This is a genomic window from Acinetobacter sp. S-1 (assembly GCF_059579785.1).
In genome coordinates this window covers 1,854,751-1,871,008 of sequence record NZ_CM184207.1, presented here as the reverse complement: position 1 = coordinate 1,871,008, position 16,258 = coordinate 1,854,751, and the positions used below count along the sequence as shown (strand labels likewise).

The window sequence follows — 16,258 nt, the reverse complement described above, 5'->3', positions numbered from 1 at the left end:
TTGCCTTTTTATTTTTAAGATTGTGCAAATGCCCAAATATCTTTTGAGGCAACCGTGTCAGATACGAGTCTAAAACTCATAGGCTCTAAGTCTTCATCTACCACAACATAACCTTTCGAGTTATTTTTTAGCGCATCACACTTGTTATCGGTCAGTTGATAGCTCGCTGTATTGGCTAATGCACTTTCAGTAATCACACCTGTAAATACACAATTCGGGTCTTTCGAGACAATTTTGCCTTGTGCATTCACCTCGGCATTTACCGTTGTTCCATCTGGAAAAGATAAATCGTAATTGCCGACCAGTTGATTCAGCGTAATTTTCTGATCAGCAATTTTTTCATAATGCGCTAATTCAACGGTCATTGATTGATTAGACTGGTTGCTCTGCCAAGCTTTGGTTTTTGCGTCATAGCTCATCACAATTTTGGCGCGGTTTTCGTCATCATCTAAAACCAATAATTTAGAACCATCTGCGCCAGAATAGTATTTGCCCGCCATAGGTAACTCTTGATCAGTTTCGGTACTAATAATATAAGTACCGACGTCTAAGCTCGGAGCAAGTGCAGGTTTTTCAGTCGAGACTTGGTCATTGTTGTCATCATCATTACAAGCCGCCAATCCAAGCCCAAGGAGTAAAACCAACAAACAACGTTTCATGGTCTTTCTCCTTACTTGTTAAATAAGCTTTTTAAACGAATTTTGAGCCATTCTTGACCTGCAGGTCGCTGATCGTAAGCAACTTGCATTGCAGTTACAGCAATTTTGCTTTGCATTACGGCGCTTTCATCCGACATTTGCGCGGCAGTCGGCGCTGATGGTGCCGCGTCTATTCCTAGGCCAAACTGGTTGTTGCCTTTATTGTCCTTAGTTACTTGGAACTTCAATTTATATAAGTCATAGGTCCCAATTTTTGAGAAAGCAAACGGTGTGCTGGTTGTTAAATTTTTAGGAAAATTCACATTTAAGGTAATGCCTTTTGGCAACAATTGGCCCTTACCTGCCTTAGCTTGTAATTCTTTTAATAACACTACGGTTTGTTTTGCCACAATCGCAGAGTTAGGGTTGTTTAAAGTCTTATCATCTACTGTGTTGGTATCAGCACTTAAAGCAATAGACGGAATCCCGCGTCCTGCCGAAAACTGTACATTGCCAATGGTGCCAGAGTGTACAACGACTTTTCCGACATTTTGTCCTTCATTCGGACCGGATAAAACTAAGTCTGGCGCTTTACCCCAGCGTTTTGGCGCAACCACATCTAGTCCATAAACTGTTGCCATGACTGGTGTACCATGCGCGTAGTTCCAGTCACCATTGGTATAACCCGCTTTGGTAAAAGTCCCCGCAGCAGGTGCGCCAATGGGTGCTGCGCCATTGTGACAACCATTTTCAGCCGCAATTTGCTTATCATTATCCGCAGTAATCGTTGTTGAGCTGTACATCACGATTGCGCCACCGCGGCCACTTTGTGGTGAACAAGGTACAGACACAAGCACGTTATGACCATTTGCTTTTAATTCATCATAGAGTGCTTTGACATTGCTGGTTAGACCGTCATCATTAACCAATAAAATATTTAGTGCAAAAGCTGGAGTTGTACACAAAGACAGAATAAGGCCGCCCAATAAACTTTTTTCATCACTTAACTACCATGTTCTTAAATTTCGATTTGTATAGTAGTTGCGCTATATGTACGTTTAGTGACTATGCATTAATAAAAATTAAAATAATTTTCCATTAAAAATTAAATAATTATATTATAAATTATTGCTAAGTTTTCTTTTATAAAATGATCTTCAACTTTAGTGCTCATATTCAAAATGACAAAACCCACATTCGTGGGCTTCATTCAAAATGTCATTTCAAGCTTTAAATTAAATACGTCCGACCTCTAAGTATGGAATCAAGTTTTTATCAAAATGTGGTCGTGGGTCGCCCTCATAACTAATAAAACCATGCATACCTGTTAAGCGTTCACCTTTATAAAACTGATTTAACTGATAGCGCGGGTCTTTATGTGAAAGTGTAAAGCTCACCACACCAACACCCTGCTGTTTTGACTTGTTATAGGCATCTTCAAGCATTTTATGATGCAAAGCCAAATCTTCTGGATGGCACATAAGCGTATGCAGCACATGGTATTGAATAGAGTCACCGAGTTTAGGCAAACGCATGCCCTTAGTAATTGGAGTCAACAAGTTATAAACGGGTCTAAAAATTCCAATGACTGAACTGTAATGCAAAATTTTGGTTTGCTTAATACTATGCTGATCCCACAAACCAAACATGCCCACCAGCTTTTCACCCTTAAAGTAAAGTGAAAAGTCTGCGAGTTTTATTCCTGAAAAGTACTGATGACCTTGGGCCAGCTCTTCAAAGTTATAGGCAGGAATAAAGTTATAAAACCCTGCCATGTCGTTAATAAACTGGTTCATCGCTTCCACATGTTGAGCTTCGGCAACACATGTACGAATCTCTTGAATGTCACTCTGCTGAGAAGCCTGTTTTAAAAAAGCCGTGATTTTTCGTTTTGCGCCAGTATCGGTCAGACTTAATGTCTCAATAAGCCCTTCATCATAATAATCAGGCATTCCCGTTTTGCCCGTTTGGATGGCAGCGCGTGCGGCATGGTTATCATCAAAAATAATCATTTGGCTATAGTTCGGTTCATGCATGGTTTGTTTTACATGCTTGGCTAATACCTTCACCAGTGATTTACCCCGATAGTTATGATCTACCCGTAAATCACCCGCATACCGTAAGTTTTGAATGTTCCGATCAACATAACATGGGCGGTAACCATTGCTATAACAAGCGACATGCTTTTGGCTTTCGGTATCTTCAATCAACACATGTAATTTATGTCGATAGACAATGTCAGACGCTCTAAAATAGCTCGGTTCGCGCTGAAAGCTAATTTGTATACCTTTAGTGGTCATCGGTACGGCGATTAAGTCTCTTAAAGCCTGATCATCTGCCAAAGTTGCTTCTCGGGTAATCAGCGTATTGTCAGCAAGTGGTGGATTTGTTTTATTCATTATTCACCTGTTGTGCGGTCTGAACGGGAACCAAGTTATTTAAACGCCCCATTTGGTCGAGTAGCTGATAGACAAACACGACTTCGTCTTGGTCATTTACTGTTTTTTGGGTTTGAACATCGAGTAACTTTTGTTCGGTATTGAGCAAATCAAAGGTGGTTTTGGTGCCAACATCAAACTCTTTACGTGTGTAGACAAAGGCAATAGACGCTGCCTCTATGGCATTTGCCAGTGCTTCTTTATTTTGTCGAATGGTTTGAAGCTGCGCATAGGTCGTGCGTGTACGCTTATTTAAGTCTAGTTCAAGACTTCGCGTTTTTTGGTTAGCCAAATCAATATCGGCCTGCGCTTTTTTAACATTGGCCCGATTTAAGCCATCGTCATAGAGCGGTACATTAAGTTGCACCCCAACCATATAGTTATTACTTTCCGAACCAATATAACTCGCTTCATCTTGCTTTCCGGCACGGCTGGTGAGCATGACCGTTGGCCATAGTTCCCGCTTAGTTAAAGCGTATTGTTTCTCGGCAGCCTGCTTTTCGTATTTACTGCGCATTAAAGCTGGATGGTTTTTGGTTTGCGCCAAAATTTCATCTAAGCTCGTGGGAATAGCGGGTAGCTGTTTAATCGCAACAAGGTTATCAGGTGTTACACCTGTCACTTGATAAAACTGTGCTTCGCTTACGGTTAAGTTAGATTGGGCCTGTGTAATATCGGCTTGGCCTTGTGCGACTTGCGCCAAAACTTGGGCTAAGTCAGCACGGGTAATCATGCCCACGTCAAAACGGCGCTTTGATTCATATAAAGACCGTTGCAGGTTTGCCATGGTCTTTTGTCTGAGTTCTAAAATGGCTTTCTTTTTTAGTACATCAGTATAGACCATTACGGTATTTAAAATAGTTTCTGATCGTTGATCTGACAAACCTTGGTTTTGGGCAGAAAGCTGACTTTCGGCAACATCTATTCCTAAACGGTGTCGTCCAGACGTATAAATCGGATAATCTGCCTGCAATTGTAAACTTCGACCCTTACGGTTTCCTTCAGTTGGAAACAGGACTTGTGAAGGCGTATCTATTCTTTCATAGTCCAGTTGGCCGACTAAATTGACTTTGAGCCCGTCACGCTGTTTGGCTTGCTCAAGCATAGCAGTTGACTGGTTTACGCTTAAACGGCTTACTTCAAGCTGACTTTCATGTCTTAAGCTGGCAGACAATGCCTCGTCTAGAGTCATGGCATGTGTATTCGACACAACCAACACGCCAAGATACAAGGCGTGTCGAAGTGTTAAAAACCGAGTATTAAATTGCTTCATCCCTTTCATAGTTGTTCCAAACTATTGAGGGTGACTTTTTTGAGTGGTTCAGGCTTGATATTGCCTTCGATAATGCCATCAAACATGACCAGTTTTTTATAAGCATTCCAACCATTATTGGCTTGGCGAATTTGAGGTTGGTCGAGCTGCCCTAAGTTTCGAGCAAGTTCATAGTGGAAGTTTTGACGCAAAATACTGTCGATATATTCATTGCTAATGCTGTGATGGATTTCGCCTTCAAAAAGCACGCAATAAAATGGTTTAACCTGTTGCTGCGTATCAATCGCGAGTAAAGAAATCGCCTTCGATTCGGTTTCATTTAACTGCGACAATAACTGATGAGCTGTTTCAGGTGCGAGTTTTTCACCGACCAGATCTACGCCAAAACGGCGGCCTTGGAACTCAAAACACGGGATTTGCTCTATAAAGCCAGTAACGACTAAGCAATCATCCAGACAGTAACGAAGTAAACCATTACCTGAAGTAATGAGTGGGCTCACCACATCGCCTTGTTTAAGCTGCCACGATGGAATGATTTGTCCTTGTTTATCGCCTTCTAAATATTCAAATTCATAGAAGTGACTTTGGTATGCGAGTGGGTATTGATCGTTATAGGGAATCGTTACTACACCTTCCGTCGCCCATAGGCCTTTGCCTTCAAACTGAACACTGGGCAATTTTTCTTTTAATTTTTCGGCCCAAGCTTTTGAACCCGCAGTATCCCAACTCGACACCAGACTCAACTTTGGCCAAAGTTTTTTAAAGTCGATCTGTGTGCCGTTTGAACTTGCAATTAAGGCTTGAGCACTTTTAGAGCTACGCGGTGCAGTCACTTCTTTTAATGAAGCCTGACGGTTACCCCATGAACCACTTTGTAAAACCTCAAGCACGTCTTGTTGTAGCAACTCCAAACGTTCAAGTAATTGCAGCGCAAAAGTTGGACTCCATACCGAAATCATGGCTAAGTTACGGTTTGCGACCAAATAGCAAATGGTGGCAAACAGTGCATCGTCAGCATTTGCAGCAAAAGCAACATTACTTGGAACCGCTTGAGTAAACTTAGACAATATACGTTTACCTACACCAAGTAGCGCACTATCGTCATTTAGGTTTTTGTCTTTTAAAACTTCACGCTGGCTTTCAGGCAACCATGACACCGACCAATAATGCGTACCCGAACTCAACTGAGGGCATTTGCGGTATAAACTTGCCATCCACGGCGCAATCGCATGATCAAGTTCATCTAAAAACAGCTTGGTGTATGGAATAAACTTAATTTGTTCGCTCGAACCACTGGTTGGCTGGAAACGAACCAGTTTACTACTAGAGAGTGAAAGCTTTTGTTCACGGTAACGCTGAATGTCTTCTCGCCATGCGCCGTAACGTGTTGCAGGAAATGCTTTTACAAACTGCTCATAGTTTTGAACTTTCTTATCTTGGGCAAAGGTCGAGGTCTGTAATATCGAATGCAAAATTTGACGTTGCGTGGTCTCTAAGGCATTAAACTGTTTTTGAAAATTGCGGTCAGATGCATCACACCATTTTTTTAAAATAAGATGCGAACCCAAAGTTAGCCATTCATTAGTTTTCATTGGATGGCCTCTCTACGTTTTGTTTTATGGGTTACGCATGCTTCACACTTTCCTTTACTGGTCGGTTTAGTCATCAGCTTTACGGGGAAACGGGCTATGTCTTTCCAACCAAGACGGCCAATACAAGGTAGTTCTGTACCAGCTTTCCATGTCGGATTTTTTTGTTCAAAGAAATGAATATTTGGGTTCTTTTCTCTCATTTCGGCAGTAATTGGTGCGACTTCACCTTTTAATGGTTGATAGTCATCGCCAAAATTTAAAAGGCCAGCTTCACGGTCGTAGTACTCCCCAAAGAATTTTTCACAATAGTGCTCAACCACTTCCGAAAGATGCTGGTTTTCGTCTTTAATATTTGGGTAATAGACATAGTAGTTATTGGCGAGCAGTAAGTAGGTTTTATAACCTTTAGAAATGAGGAGCCAATAGAGTTCGTTAAATGGATATTTGATTCGAAGCTTAATCATGAGCTTGAGCATGGTACTTTGCAGACTACGCGTGCCCCAAAACTTCTTCAAAATGACCGTATCACCGCTAAATAACACGGTGTAGTCTTTACCGTTTAAATAGAAATGCTGCACCACCACAGTCGAGAAACCAACAATCTCATCTGTTTCCGAATCAAAAATTAAGATCGCACCGCTTTTATTTTGAAAATCATCTACAAAAATAGAAAATCTCGTATTTTCATAATACTGTTCGTAAATGGAATACATCACTTTTAATCGCTCAGTATCGATTTGCTCTTTTTCAAAATATTGACCATAAGTCGTGTTTTTCAGGTTCAATTTTGAAATTAGTTTATACGTTGTATTAATCATAATCCTTTAACCTTCCACCTCTAATTTGTGAGTTCCCCGATCTCATCAACCGATTTTTAGAAAACTCAGATCAATGTTCTTTTTCTATGAAGGGATACGTTTTGATATGCCCTATTGTTTTTCATTCTTTGAAAGCTGCCTTTATTTTTTAATATCTACATATTCATTTTCTTCCCCCGATCCATAAAGATGGTTAAAAATGCAGTCACAAACATGATGATTGCGAGCATGCGTAATAGATCATTAAAGCTAGAGGTCAGTGCCTGAAAATGAATGTCGCGATAGATCACGCTGAGCGCGATTTGCTGTGCATTTGAGCCGACTTCTTGATATTGCGCCGTGAGCTGATCGAGTCTTTCTGTAAAAATCCAGTTTTGCGGTGTCATCCCCTGATTAATCTGCGTGACATGTAGCGCAGTTAACCAATCTAAAGATGAGTTAATGAGAGCTAGTCCAACCGCACCGCCAATATTGCGCATCAGGTTATAAATACCGCTGGCATCGGCTACTTTGCTGAGTGGCAAAGTGCTCATGGCTAAATGCGAAACTACAATCAGACAAATCATGAGACCAATACCACGGTAAATTTGCGGCCAAAACATAAAGTCATAATCGCTATGAATGCTCAAATGTGAATTGAGCCAAACACCAAAGCCAGCCAGAATCATTCCAACAAATACCGTTTTTCGGGTATCAAAATTGGGAATGAGCCATGCAAGAAATGGCGCAAAGCAGAACATGACAATGCCTGTCACCATCATGACGTGACCAATCTGGCTACTGTTCATTTCACGGACTTGCCCAAGAAACACGGGAATCATGTAACCCAAGCCATACAGCGCCATGCCAATCACAAAAGTTGTGATAGCACTTAAGGTAAAATTTTTGTTTTTAAATACGGACAAATCGAGTAAAGGCTTAGGCTGGGTAAAACTTCTAGAGAAGAAAATCATGCCACCCACAATGCAGATCATAAACGCAATCCGAACGCCTGTGTCTGCAAGCCAGTCATGCCGTGCGCCTTCATCAAGGAAATATTCAAGCCCACCCAAAAACATCGCCATACCAATCAGGCTAAACCAATCCATACTTTTGATGAGTGAATAGTTTGCACGGTCGATATTGGGGCCTGAGTAAATAACCGTAGCAATGATGATGCCCGGAATAATATTGATCAGGAACATCCAGTGCCACGAAAAGTTATTGGTGAGCCAGCCGCCAATGGTGGGGCCAATGGCCGGACCCAAAGTGCTGATCATCCCAAACATCACCAATGGCAATGAACGTTTTGGTTCTGGAAAAAGTAAGTACAACGCCGTCATGGAAGTCGGAATCATGCCGCCGCCCATAAAACCTTGTATGCCACGGAAAACCAATAAACTTTCTAAGTTCCATGCCAAGGCACAAAGTAAAGAACTGACCGTAAAACCAATTGCACATATGGTGTAATACACTCGTGTTGAAAGCACCCGCGAGACAATACTCGACATGGGAATTGCAATAATCTCGGCAATTAAATAAACCGTTTGCACCCAAGTAACTTCATAACGACTTGCACTCATACCAGCTTGAACTTCGTTTAGAGAACTCGCCACAATCTGAATATCAAGAATCGCCATGAAGTTGCCAAAAATCATGGCAGCAAAAATTGCCCATGCAGTTTTTGCTGGGAATCTCCACTCGGCCTCAAGGTGCTTATTCATTGGTTATTACCTAAAATTTTATTATTAAGTTCTTAGGTCAACGGTGGCACTCACCGACATTCCGGGTTTTATCAAATCAATATGTGGGCTTGAATCTATGGCAATACGCACAGGAATACGCTGAACAACCTTGTTAAAGTTGCCTGTGGCATTGTCTGGTGGCATGAGTGAAAAAGTTGCGCCTGAAGCAGGTGAAAAGCTTTCAATTTTTCCGGTATAGGTCAGGCTTGGGTAGGCATCAAGTTTTAATTTAACTTTCTGACCAATATGCATTTTTTCAATTTGGGTTTCTTTGAAGTTCGCTTGTACATACAAACTATTTTCAGGAATGATCGCCATTAAGCGGGTTTGCGGAGAAACACGTGAACCTTTCTGGATTGCAAGGCTACCGACCTTACCGTTTACAGGACTGACCACTTTGGATGAAGCCAAATCGACCTGATACAGGTTTAAGTTTGCATTGGCACTTTGAATATCTGCTAGAAGCTGTGCTCGACTGGCTTGTAAGCTTCCCAACTGAGCTTCTGCTGCATTTACTGCGGCTTGCGCTTTGCTAAGTTGAGCTTGGGCCGTTAAATATTGAGACTGAACCCCTTCAAAGTTTTGTCGGGTAATTACCCCATCTTTTAATAAATCTTGATAACGCTCAAACTCTTTTCTTAAACGAGTTAAATCAGCTTGTGCTGCCACTACGCCACTATGAGCTTCAATAATTGAAGACTTGGCAGACTTTTCATTTTGTTGTTGTACACCCAGTGCGGCCTCTTTCAAGCTGACTACTGAACGAGCCTGATCATAACGAGCTTGATAATCGCGGTGATCTAATACTGCTAAAGTTTCCCCTTTTTTTACTACCTGATTATCATTAATTAATAATTCCATCACTTCGCCTGAAATCTTTGGCATCACCCAAGTGACATCGGCTTGCACATAAGCATTATCCGTAGATTGATAGAATCGATATACAAAAAAATAATATAAGATGCCAGCAACTAAAAATAACAGCAGGACACTAAAAACACCCCAAGTTATTTTCTTTCGACTTTGGAAATTAGTATCAGTTTCTAGCTGAGCTACGTTATCCATATTCATTCCGCTTATTTGTAATATTCAATTTTTTATTTAAGTCAATAAAACTATTGATTTCTTTTTTACGTAACTTTTCAATTGGTTTTATTCAATGAATCGTGACAGCGTAAAATTTGGTGCAAATTATGGTTCTTAAGTTAATTAAATATCATTGACCTATTTACCAGATATTTTTTCTATTTATGTCAATAAAACATATTATATAAACTATATTAAAAAATTATGTAATTCTAATTTTTGGAGATTTTTGGTTAAAAAAATCACAAAAAACAAAGATAAGTATTTGTTAATAAATAATTTATAATAATAGTAATAAATAGAGATATATGTTTGAATAGAGTGATTTATTTCACTAATATTAAGAATAAGTTTTATTGTGTAATCATTAAGTATTATTAATTAAAATAATATTTAATTTAAAAATGAGTTAACAATCAAAGTTATTATACTTATAAATATAAAATATATATAAGTTATAAATATTATATTTTTCAAAAATAACAATATCCATAAAACAAATAAACGATATTTTTGATAAATAAGCCATCCTGATGACTAAAATGACCTATATTTTCCAGATAAAATAATTTCAAACTCTTTATTTAAACCTTTAAAAATAGTGATTTAAGTGATCTTTTACTTATATAAACCCTTAAAAATTTCTTCTAAAGTTATTCCAAATGAAAACCCACTCATTGAGTGGGTTTTTTATTACTAGCCGTTTTGCCTGAGGTGGTCTTGGAACTCTTGGTCGTGTATTTTGTCGTAATTAACAGGGTCGTAAACGCATCCAGTTAAAACAACAATTACAGTAAGTACAGCAACCAACTTTTTCATTGAGACAGCCTTTCCTTTAACGCAAAAGATTTGCTTTAAGTATACTCCTCGATAGCCATTTTGATTGGACATAATTAAGGCAAACAATTGTTATTTTTAAATTATCGCCGTGCTTTAGCATATCATTTGATTTTTTTAGCAAGATCAAATCAGCGGTTAATACAAAACTTAAGCCTCAGTCGCTAAATACCAGTTTTTCCAAGAACTGGTTCCTCTGGTTTCAATTGCTACTGTAGGAATCAATTTCTCTTTTAGTATTTCAGTTTGTGCAACTGCTTTTGCAAGTCTTGCTTTTACTGAGTGAATACATTCACGGTCACCAAATTCACAGCGGTCTAAAGTTGTTCCGCCACAGGGCCCATTGGCTAAACCTTTTGGACACGTTTCAGGGCAAATATATAAAGTATCGCTTAAGCGACACTGACCACAGCTTTCACAACCCACTAGGCTATGTTTACTTAATACTTCTGTTTTAATTAATACCTTAGCGACTAAAGCATTTTCCCAAAAGGATGCCTTAAAAATAAACCGCCCAACGCCTTTAGCGATTTTTGATCCAAACATTGCTTCATGCATAACATGTAGCTGACGATATTTAATTAATTGTTTAGAGGTTGGTTGACGTGAAAAACGCGAAATTTCAGGCGAAAATACTTTGCCTGATGTGACTTGCCAAAGTGAATTCCAAAGCTCTTCTAAAGCTTTAAGCTCCAAATGTCTGTATTGCTCAATGTAGCTCTCAAGCAACATTTGCTCTTCTGGCTTATGACAAGCAGATAAGTGAATTCCTGAAAATCCTACATGTTTACATATTAAAATCTGTAAAGCACAGCGCAAATAAACACGGTCTGTATGCCCTGCCTGTTTTTCATCTGCCAAGACTTTTAACATGTGCGGGGTAATCACAATACCTGCGACTTTATGCTTCACCATAAAATTGGCTCGGCCCAAAGTCAGTGGCATTACACAAGCCAGTATTTGCTGCGAATAATTGTTCTTTGTTAAAAATGATTTGACTTGTTTTAAGGCTTCAATGTCATAGCCCAATTGCGTAATGATAAAGTCAGCGCCTGCTTTAATCTTCTTATGCAGTTTTAAGTACTGTGCATCACGCTCAGCTTCGACATATTTAAATGGGTTAAAAGCAACCCCAATGCGAAACCCGCCGTGTTGCTTAGCAGCCATTACCGCGTTTACCGACTCTAGGTATCGGCTACGCGGCTGTCCATCTCGCCCATTATGGTGTTCTTTGAGTTTATCGCCTGTAAGCAATAACAAGTTTTGAATATTGGCTGCTTGAGCTTGTTCTAAAAAGCGCTCAAAGTCTTGTATGTCTCGGGCCTTACCTGAAAAGTGTAAAACTTTATCGACTGAGTCAGGGTAACTTTTGCTGGCTTCAAGCGGCGCGATATCATGATCTGAATGTACACGATCTGCCAATGTCATTGCAGCCGGATATCCTGCAAACTCATGTTTCACAGGATAAATTTCATGCAGTGAAGTGAGATATTCCACCAATACAAAAAACTGGTTTTGCTGGAAGCAGGGAGAAACGTGTGACATAGGCAAAGTGCTGATCAAAACATGACATCAATCATAAGCGCGGCATTATAAATCAAAGTGCATCAAGATGCGCTACTCAGAAAGCTCATTGTTTTGCTTATCTTCACCCTCTTTATTTCTAGGTAATTCGAGTGAGCGAGGAAATATAAAATCGAAAGAATCGAGTGCATAGCGATAAAGTTGAGCTGGTCGTTTACCCACAATTTTACTGTGATTGGTTTCTTCAACTGCACCTGCCTCTATCATACGGCGTCTAAACGCTTTTTTATCTAAAGATTGCCCAAGAATAATTTCATAAATGGTTTGTAGTTCAGTTAGTGTAAACAACTCAGGCATAAGACTGGCTGGCAATGCGGTATAACGGGTTTTACTGGTTAAACGCTCTAAAGCTAAGCTGAGCAATTCATTATGATCAAATGCCAATGCGAAATCTTGTGCTTTTGCTACAGGCACCCATTCGCTGTACTCAGCCAAAGCTTGATGTTGATAGGCATTAAAATCAATTAATGCAAAATACAAAATGGTCACTGCCCAGCCACGCGGGTCACGTTTGGCGTTACCGACAGAAGCAACTTGTTCTAAGTAAGGTGATGCAATCCCTGTTTTTTCGACCAGCTTACGATAGGCTGTGGCCATCAAATCTTGATCATGAGTTAAATTGGCAAAACCACCCGGTAAAGCCCATTGGTCTTTGGCTGGAAAGTTGGGGCGCTTAATAAGTAATACCTGCAACTGACCATTAAAAACCGAGAAAATAGCCATATCGACCGTGAGTAAAGGTGCGTCATAATCTCGGCGATCATAACTGGCAAGGAATTCTTGTTCAGTTTGAATAGTCACGTTCAGCCTCTCAATGAAAATGATGAGCCGATATTCATGCAACGGCTCATCTAAACTCAGTTATGCGATGGATAAACGCTCACGTATTTGATCCAAAGTACACTCATATTGAAGTTTACCATTTTCAAAGACTGTTTTAAGTGCTCCACCTTGTTCTTGTTCGGCTGTTTGCTCATCAAACAAGGTAAAACCATTTTCACTTTCTTCGATGCGTAAAAGACCTTTCGCAGATTTTTTTACACCTGAGTCAGTAATTGGGTCTTTAAACAACTCACGGCCTACCCCATTCACTTGTCCCCAAGTCGCTTTCACAGCAAATCCAAAAGTATCGCGAGTTAAGTAGTTATAGGTAAAACTGCCGATCCCAAACACCAAGTTGTTTGAAGCAAAACCTTTGGCTTCAAGGCCTTCTAAAATACGCTGCGCACGCTCTAGAGTAATCGAGTCGCCGTAAATTAAACCAACACGTTCATTGAGTACTTTATAGCCTTGGTCAGTTATTGTACCGCCAAATACTTCCCATAAACATTCAACTGCACCTTTGTAGGCTGGGCTGCCGACTTCGGCGTCTGGGTCGCCGCAAATAATTTTAACCGGATCACCAGAGTCTGGTCGGAAAACCAATTTAGCCAAGCCTAAAGCATTAGGTTGTCTTGCCAGAATTTCAGGTTTTAAAGCCACCGTAAATTCTGTAATGACTCGCCAAAAGTCCCAAGTATCAGACACAATACTGACAACTCCCGACGGATAAAGTTCGCAAATTAAACGCTTAAATGTTTCTAGCTCACTGTCTTCTGTGCCCATACACATCACACTGTGTTCGGTCGCTGGTACAGATACCCCAATCACCCCCGTGGCATTGTAATATTCTTCTGCGTAGTCAATTGAAGCAACCGAGTCTGTTCCAATAAAACTAGTTAAGTGACCCACACCAGACTGAGCAGCATCATAAACTCCACTCATGCCACGGCTACTAAAATCGTGTCCTTGCACAGGCACAAAATCGAGTGGTGCGCCAGTTTTTACGGCATATTGTGTTAATAAGCGTTTGTATTCATAGGCAATTGTGGCCGTAGTACAGCTTTTCCAAAGCTCAGCACTTAATACGGTTTCAATATAGTTAGTTAACCAAAAGAAACGCGGGTCAGTGTTAATCACGGTAAGTACAGGTACACGCATATTGACGCGGCTACCTTCTGGCAATGCTTTAATGCGCAATGGTAAATAACCCAAGTCGTGTAACGCTTCAATGTGATCAACAGGTACAGCACCTTCACCTAATGAGCTATCCATACGGCGTTTATATGCTGCCACTACCTTGTCTTTAGGTTGTTTGAAAAAGCCTTCATTCCATGTATCGATTAAAAAGTGTTTGATAAAACCCTGAAGTCCAAAGAACACAACTTTATCGTCGAAGTCAGGTAACATCTTGGCGAGTCGAGATGAACGCGGTGTAAAGTTTGCATACACGTACTCTGTGCCTTCTGGATACTGACGTCTGTGATCAGCTTTATAAAAATCGATAGCGTTTAATGGATTAAGTTTAATCGTCATCTTTGTTCTCTTTATTCTGCTGCAAAAGCAATTACTGAAATTTTGTCTGATGGTTGTTGTGGAAAGCTGTCTGAGGTAAACAGTTGATCTAACAGCCCATCAAAAACCTCTGTTCCTTTACTGAAAATACCGTGGGTCACATATAGAACGACCTTATGACAATTAAGGCGACGCAGTTCTTTGGCAATACCAATAAAGGTTGCACCGCCGTCACAAATATCATCGGTAATGACCGCTGTTAGGCCTGATAAATCCGTTGCATGTACATGTGTACCCAAAATTTTGCCAGACACTGGGTCACGTTTTTTATCACACTGAACAATAGTGATTGGCTGTTTGCGCTCGCCATTAAAAGCACTTGCAACCATTTGTGTACGTGCTTTTGCCCCTTTGTCTGGGCAAATCAGTACTGTTTTTTCATCTTTTAACAATGTGCTTAGCGCTTCACTCTTTTCGATGATGTCGACTGAACTCACATTCACAACTTCACTAAAAGAAGTATTGGCAGCAAGCAAGGCTGTTGTTACTTCACTATGACAGTCCCAAACAGTGATTTTGCCTTGTTTGCCCGCTTTTTTGTCGGCATTGATGTTAAGTAACTTGGTCATCACATCAAGTGAAAATGCTTGGCCTACTGCACAAATACGATCCTGACGTGCATATGGAAAATACGGAATTTCTAGGTCAACGGTTAAGCCTTGAGTCAGCAATATATTTTCAAGTAACAAATAGTCCATCACATCGTGACTTGAGGCCATCTTTGCACGGACCAATACCTTGCCAGATAGTGAACCTAAGGTTGTCTCATCAATTTGAACATGACGCTCGCCACCAGAAAACTGCGTAAATTTCACTGGAATTTCATTTCTTGCCGCATCTAAAAGCTGGATAGCCATATCATCCTCTTTTTGTCTGATGACCTTCGATGAATATATAGTGGCATAAAGCCACTATATATTTCAAGTCTATTTTTCAAACTTTTTTTAAAGCCATTTAAGACATAAAATTTACAGTTTTAGAGCATTTAGAGATTTGTTATTTAAGAAAAATTATTCTTCAAACAATTGAAATAAAAAATTAATTTACTAAAAGCATGACAACTAGAACTATTATTAAAAGTAGCGGATACAACTTTGCCCGCCATAAATCAGGTAGTTTTGAAATAAATTTTTCTGAAAAATATAGCCCAATCCATGTTCCAGCAACCAAGAATAAAGCAGCTTCAAACCAGATTAGACCGATAAATCCGTTGGGTGTAGATTGCCAAATTGACAATACACAATAGGTCAGCGTTGCAGTTAAAGACAAAGGCAGCGTGAGAATGTTTGCAATAGCCGCGGCCTCTGCCATAGAACTACCCCGACGCCGTAATAAAGGAACTGTCATTACGCTTCCTCCAACCCCTAAAAGTGCTGCAACCCAGCCAATAACTCCGCCTTTAATAAGTTCGCTGTTTTGACCATCATGTTGCCTTTGCACTGATGTCACCATAAACCCTGGTCGGTAATAACAATCAATAATGGTTATGAACACATAACCCATAAATATCCAGCGAAGCCAATTTCCATTAAACAATGAGGCCATTAACGCACCGACAATTCCACCAAGTGCGATACCACCGCCTAAAAAGCGGATCTTTTGCCAATCTATATGTCCAGACTGATGGTGCCGAAAGGTTGCAAAACTTGCCGAGCAGAGCATGACAAAAGCTGATGTAGCTACGGCAATTTGCATGGCATGTATGCTGACACTGCTTTCATTGCCCCACTTTTGAAGAATGACTGTATAAAGCAAAGGCACAGCAACAAAACCGCCCCCAAAGCCAAATAACCAAGTGGTTATGCCTGAAAGTAGTCCAAATAAAAATAGCTCATATAGCATGATTATCTTCCTCATATTTATAGAGGCATGAT

The 16,258-nt window shown here is 40.1% G+C and carries 14 protein-coding genes; all 14 read right to left on the bottom strand.

The genetic code is table 11. The features are described 5' to 3' along the window. Window positions 1–14 precede the first annotated feature (14 nt). Window positions 15–659 carry a hypothetical protein gene (locus tag AC52J8_RS08930; RefSeq protein WP_086398724.1) on the bottom strand — a complete coding sequence of 215 codons (645 nt, stop codon included), beginning with the start codon at window positions 657–659 and terminating at the stop codon, window positions 15–17. Between the two features lie 11 nt (window positions 660–670). After that, a complete protein-coding gene (locus AC52J8_RS08925) occupies window positions 671–1,624 on the bottom strand; it encodes a 5'/3'-nucleotidase SurE (protein ID WP_086398725.1) in 954 nt (317 codons plus the stop codon). 249 nt (window positions 1,625–1,873) lie between these two features. Beyond that, window positions 1,874–3,037, bottom strand: coding sequence for a hypothetical protein (locus tag AC52J8_RS08920; protein WP_086398726.1), 1,164 nt, complete (start codon window positions 3,035–3,037; stop codon window positions 1,874–1,876). Continuing rightward, the gene (locus AC52J8_RS08915) at window positions 3,030–4,358 is read right to left on the bottom strand and encodes a TolC family protein (protein WP_198912091.1); all 1,329 of its coding nucleotides are present in this window, start codon (window positions 4,356–4,358) and stop codon (window positions 3,030–3,032) included. Before AC52J8_RS08915 ends, AC52J8_RS08920 begins: the two co-directional genes overlap by 8 nt. Further along, the gene (locus tag AC52J8_RS08910) at window positions 4,355–5,941 is read right to left on the bottom strand and encodes a GH3 family acyl-acid amido synthetase (protein ID WP_086398727.1); all 1,587 of its coding nucleotides are present in this window, start codon (window positions 5,939–5,941) and stop codon (window positions 4,355–4,357) included. Before AC52J8_RS08910 ends, AC52J8_RS08915 begins: the two co-directional genes overlap by 4 nt. Next, complete coding sequence (locus tag AC52J8_RS08905) at window positions 5,938–6,726, bottom strand: hypothetical protein (protein WP_171293752.1); 789 nt, start codon at window positions 6,724–6,726, stop codon at window positions 5,938–5,940. The genes AC52J8_RS08910 and AC52J8_RS08905 overlap by 4 nt, the downstream gene beginning before the upstream one ends. A gap of 188 nt (window positions 6,727–6,914) precedes the next feature. Next, on the bottom strand, window positions 6,915–8,462 hold the full coding sequence (locus AC52J8_RS08900; RefSeq protein WP_086398729.1) for a DHA2 family efflux MFS transporter permease subunit: 1,548 nt from the start codon (window positions 8,460–8,462) through the stop codon (window positions 6,915–6,917). 24 nt (window positions 8,463–8,486) lie between these two features. Beyond that, on the bottom strand, window positions 8,487–9,548 hold the full coding sequence (locus AC52J8_RS08895; RefSeq protein ID WP_086398730.1) for an HlyD family secretion protein: 1,062 nt from the start codon (window positions 9,546–9,548) through the stop codon (window positions 8,487–8,489). 717 nt (window positions 9,549–10,265) lie between these two features. Continuing rightward, entirely contained in the window at window positions 10,266–10,388 is a 123-nt protein-coding gene (locus AC52J8_RS08890; protein WP_000737386.1) for a hypothetical protein, read from the bottom strand. A gap of 168 nt (window positions 10,389–10,556) precedes the next feature. Further along, entirely contained in the window at window positions 10,557–11,951 is a 1,395-nt protein-coding gene (locus tag AC52J8_RS08885) for a methylenetetrahydrofolate reductase C-terminal domain-containing protein (RefSeq protein WP_086611560.1), read from the bottom strand. A gap of 72 nt (window positions 11,952–12,023) precedes the next feature. Continuing rightward, on the bottom strand, window positions 12,024–12,791 hold the full coding sequence (gene ntrR, locus AC52J8_RS08880; protein ID WP_086398732.1) for an ADPR responsive transcriptional repressor NtrR: 768 nt from the start codon (window positions 12,789–12,791) through the stop codon (window positions 12,024–12,026). Between the two features lie 60 nt (window positions 12,792–12,851). Further along, a complete protein-coding gene (locus AC52J8_RS08875; RefSeq protein WP_086398733.1) occupies window positions 12,852–14,345 on the bottom strand; it encodes a nicotinate phosphoribosyltransferase in 1,494 nt (497 codons plus the stop codon). Window positions 14,346–14,356: 11 nt separating this feature from the next. Beyond that, a complete protein-coding gene (locus AC52J8_RS08870) occupies window positions 14,357–15,241 on the bottom strand; it encodes a phosphoribosyltransferase family protein (RefSeq protein WP_086398734.1) in 885 nt (294 codons plus the stop codon). A 181-nt stretch (window positions 15,242–15,422) separates the two neighbouring features. Beyond that, the gene (locus tag AC52J8_RS08865; RefSeq protein ID WP_086398735.1) at window positions 15,423–16,226 is read right to left on the bottom strand and encodes a sulfite exporter TauE/SafE family protein; all 804 of its coding nucleotides are present in this window, start codon (window positions 16,224–16,226) and stop codon (window positions 15,423–15,425) included. Window positions 16,227–16,258 lie beyond the last annotated feature (32 nt).

What these genes read in the sequence shown, in the direction of transcription:
- AC52J8_RS08930 (WP_086398724.1), bottom strand. Translation starts at nt 659, where the DNA reads ATGAAACGTTGTTTGTTGGTTTTACTCCTTGGGCTTGGATTGGCGGCT.
- AC52J8_RS08920 (WP_086398726.1), bottom strand. Translation starts at nt 3,037, where the DNA reads ATGAATAAAACAAATCCACCACTTGCTGACAATACGCTGATTACCCGA.
- AC52J8_RS08915 (WP_198912091.1), bottom strand. Translation starts at nt 4,358, where the DNA reads ATGAAAGGGATGAAGCAATTTAATACTCGGTTTTTAACACTTCGACAC.
- AC52J8_RS08910 (WP_086398727.1), bottom strand. Translation starts at nt 5,941, where the DNA reads ATGAAAACTAATGAATGGCTAACTTTGGGTTCGCATCTTATTTTAAAA.
- AC52J8_RS08900 (WP_086398729.1), bottom strand. Translation starts at nt 8,462, where the DNA reads ATGAATAAGCACCTTGAGGCCGAGTGGAGATTCCCAGCAAAAACTGCA.
- AC52J8_RS08895 (WP_086398730.1), bottom strand. Translation starts at nt 9,548, where the DNA reads ATGGATAACGTAGCTCAGCTAGAAACTGATACTAATTTCCAAAGTCGA.
- AC52J8_RS08890 (WP_000737386.1), bottom strand. Translation starts at nt 10,388, where the DNA reads ATGAAAAAGTTGGTTGCTGTACTTACTGTAATTGTTGTTTTAACTGGA.
- AC52J8_RS08885 (WP_086611560.1), bottom strand. Translation starts at nt 11,951, where the DNA reads ATGTCACACGTTTCTCCCTGCTTCCAGCAAAACCAGTTTTTTGTATTG.
- AC52J8_RS08875 (WP_086398733.1), bottom strand. Translation starts at nt 14,345, where the DNA reads ATGACGATTAAACTTAATCCATTAAACGCTATCGATTTTTATAAAGCT.
- AC52J8_RS08870 (WP_086398734.1), bottom strand. Translation starts at nt 15,241, where the DNA reads ATGGCTATCCAGCTTTTAGATGCGGCAAGAAATGAAATTCCAGTGAAA.
- AC52J8_RS08865 (WP_086398735.1), bottom strand. Translation starts at nt 16,226, where the DNA reads ATGCTATATGAGCTATTTTTATTTGGACTACTTTCAGGCATAACCACT.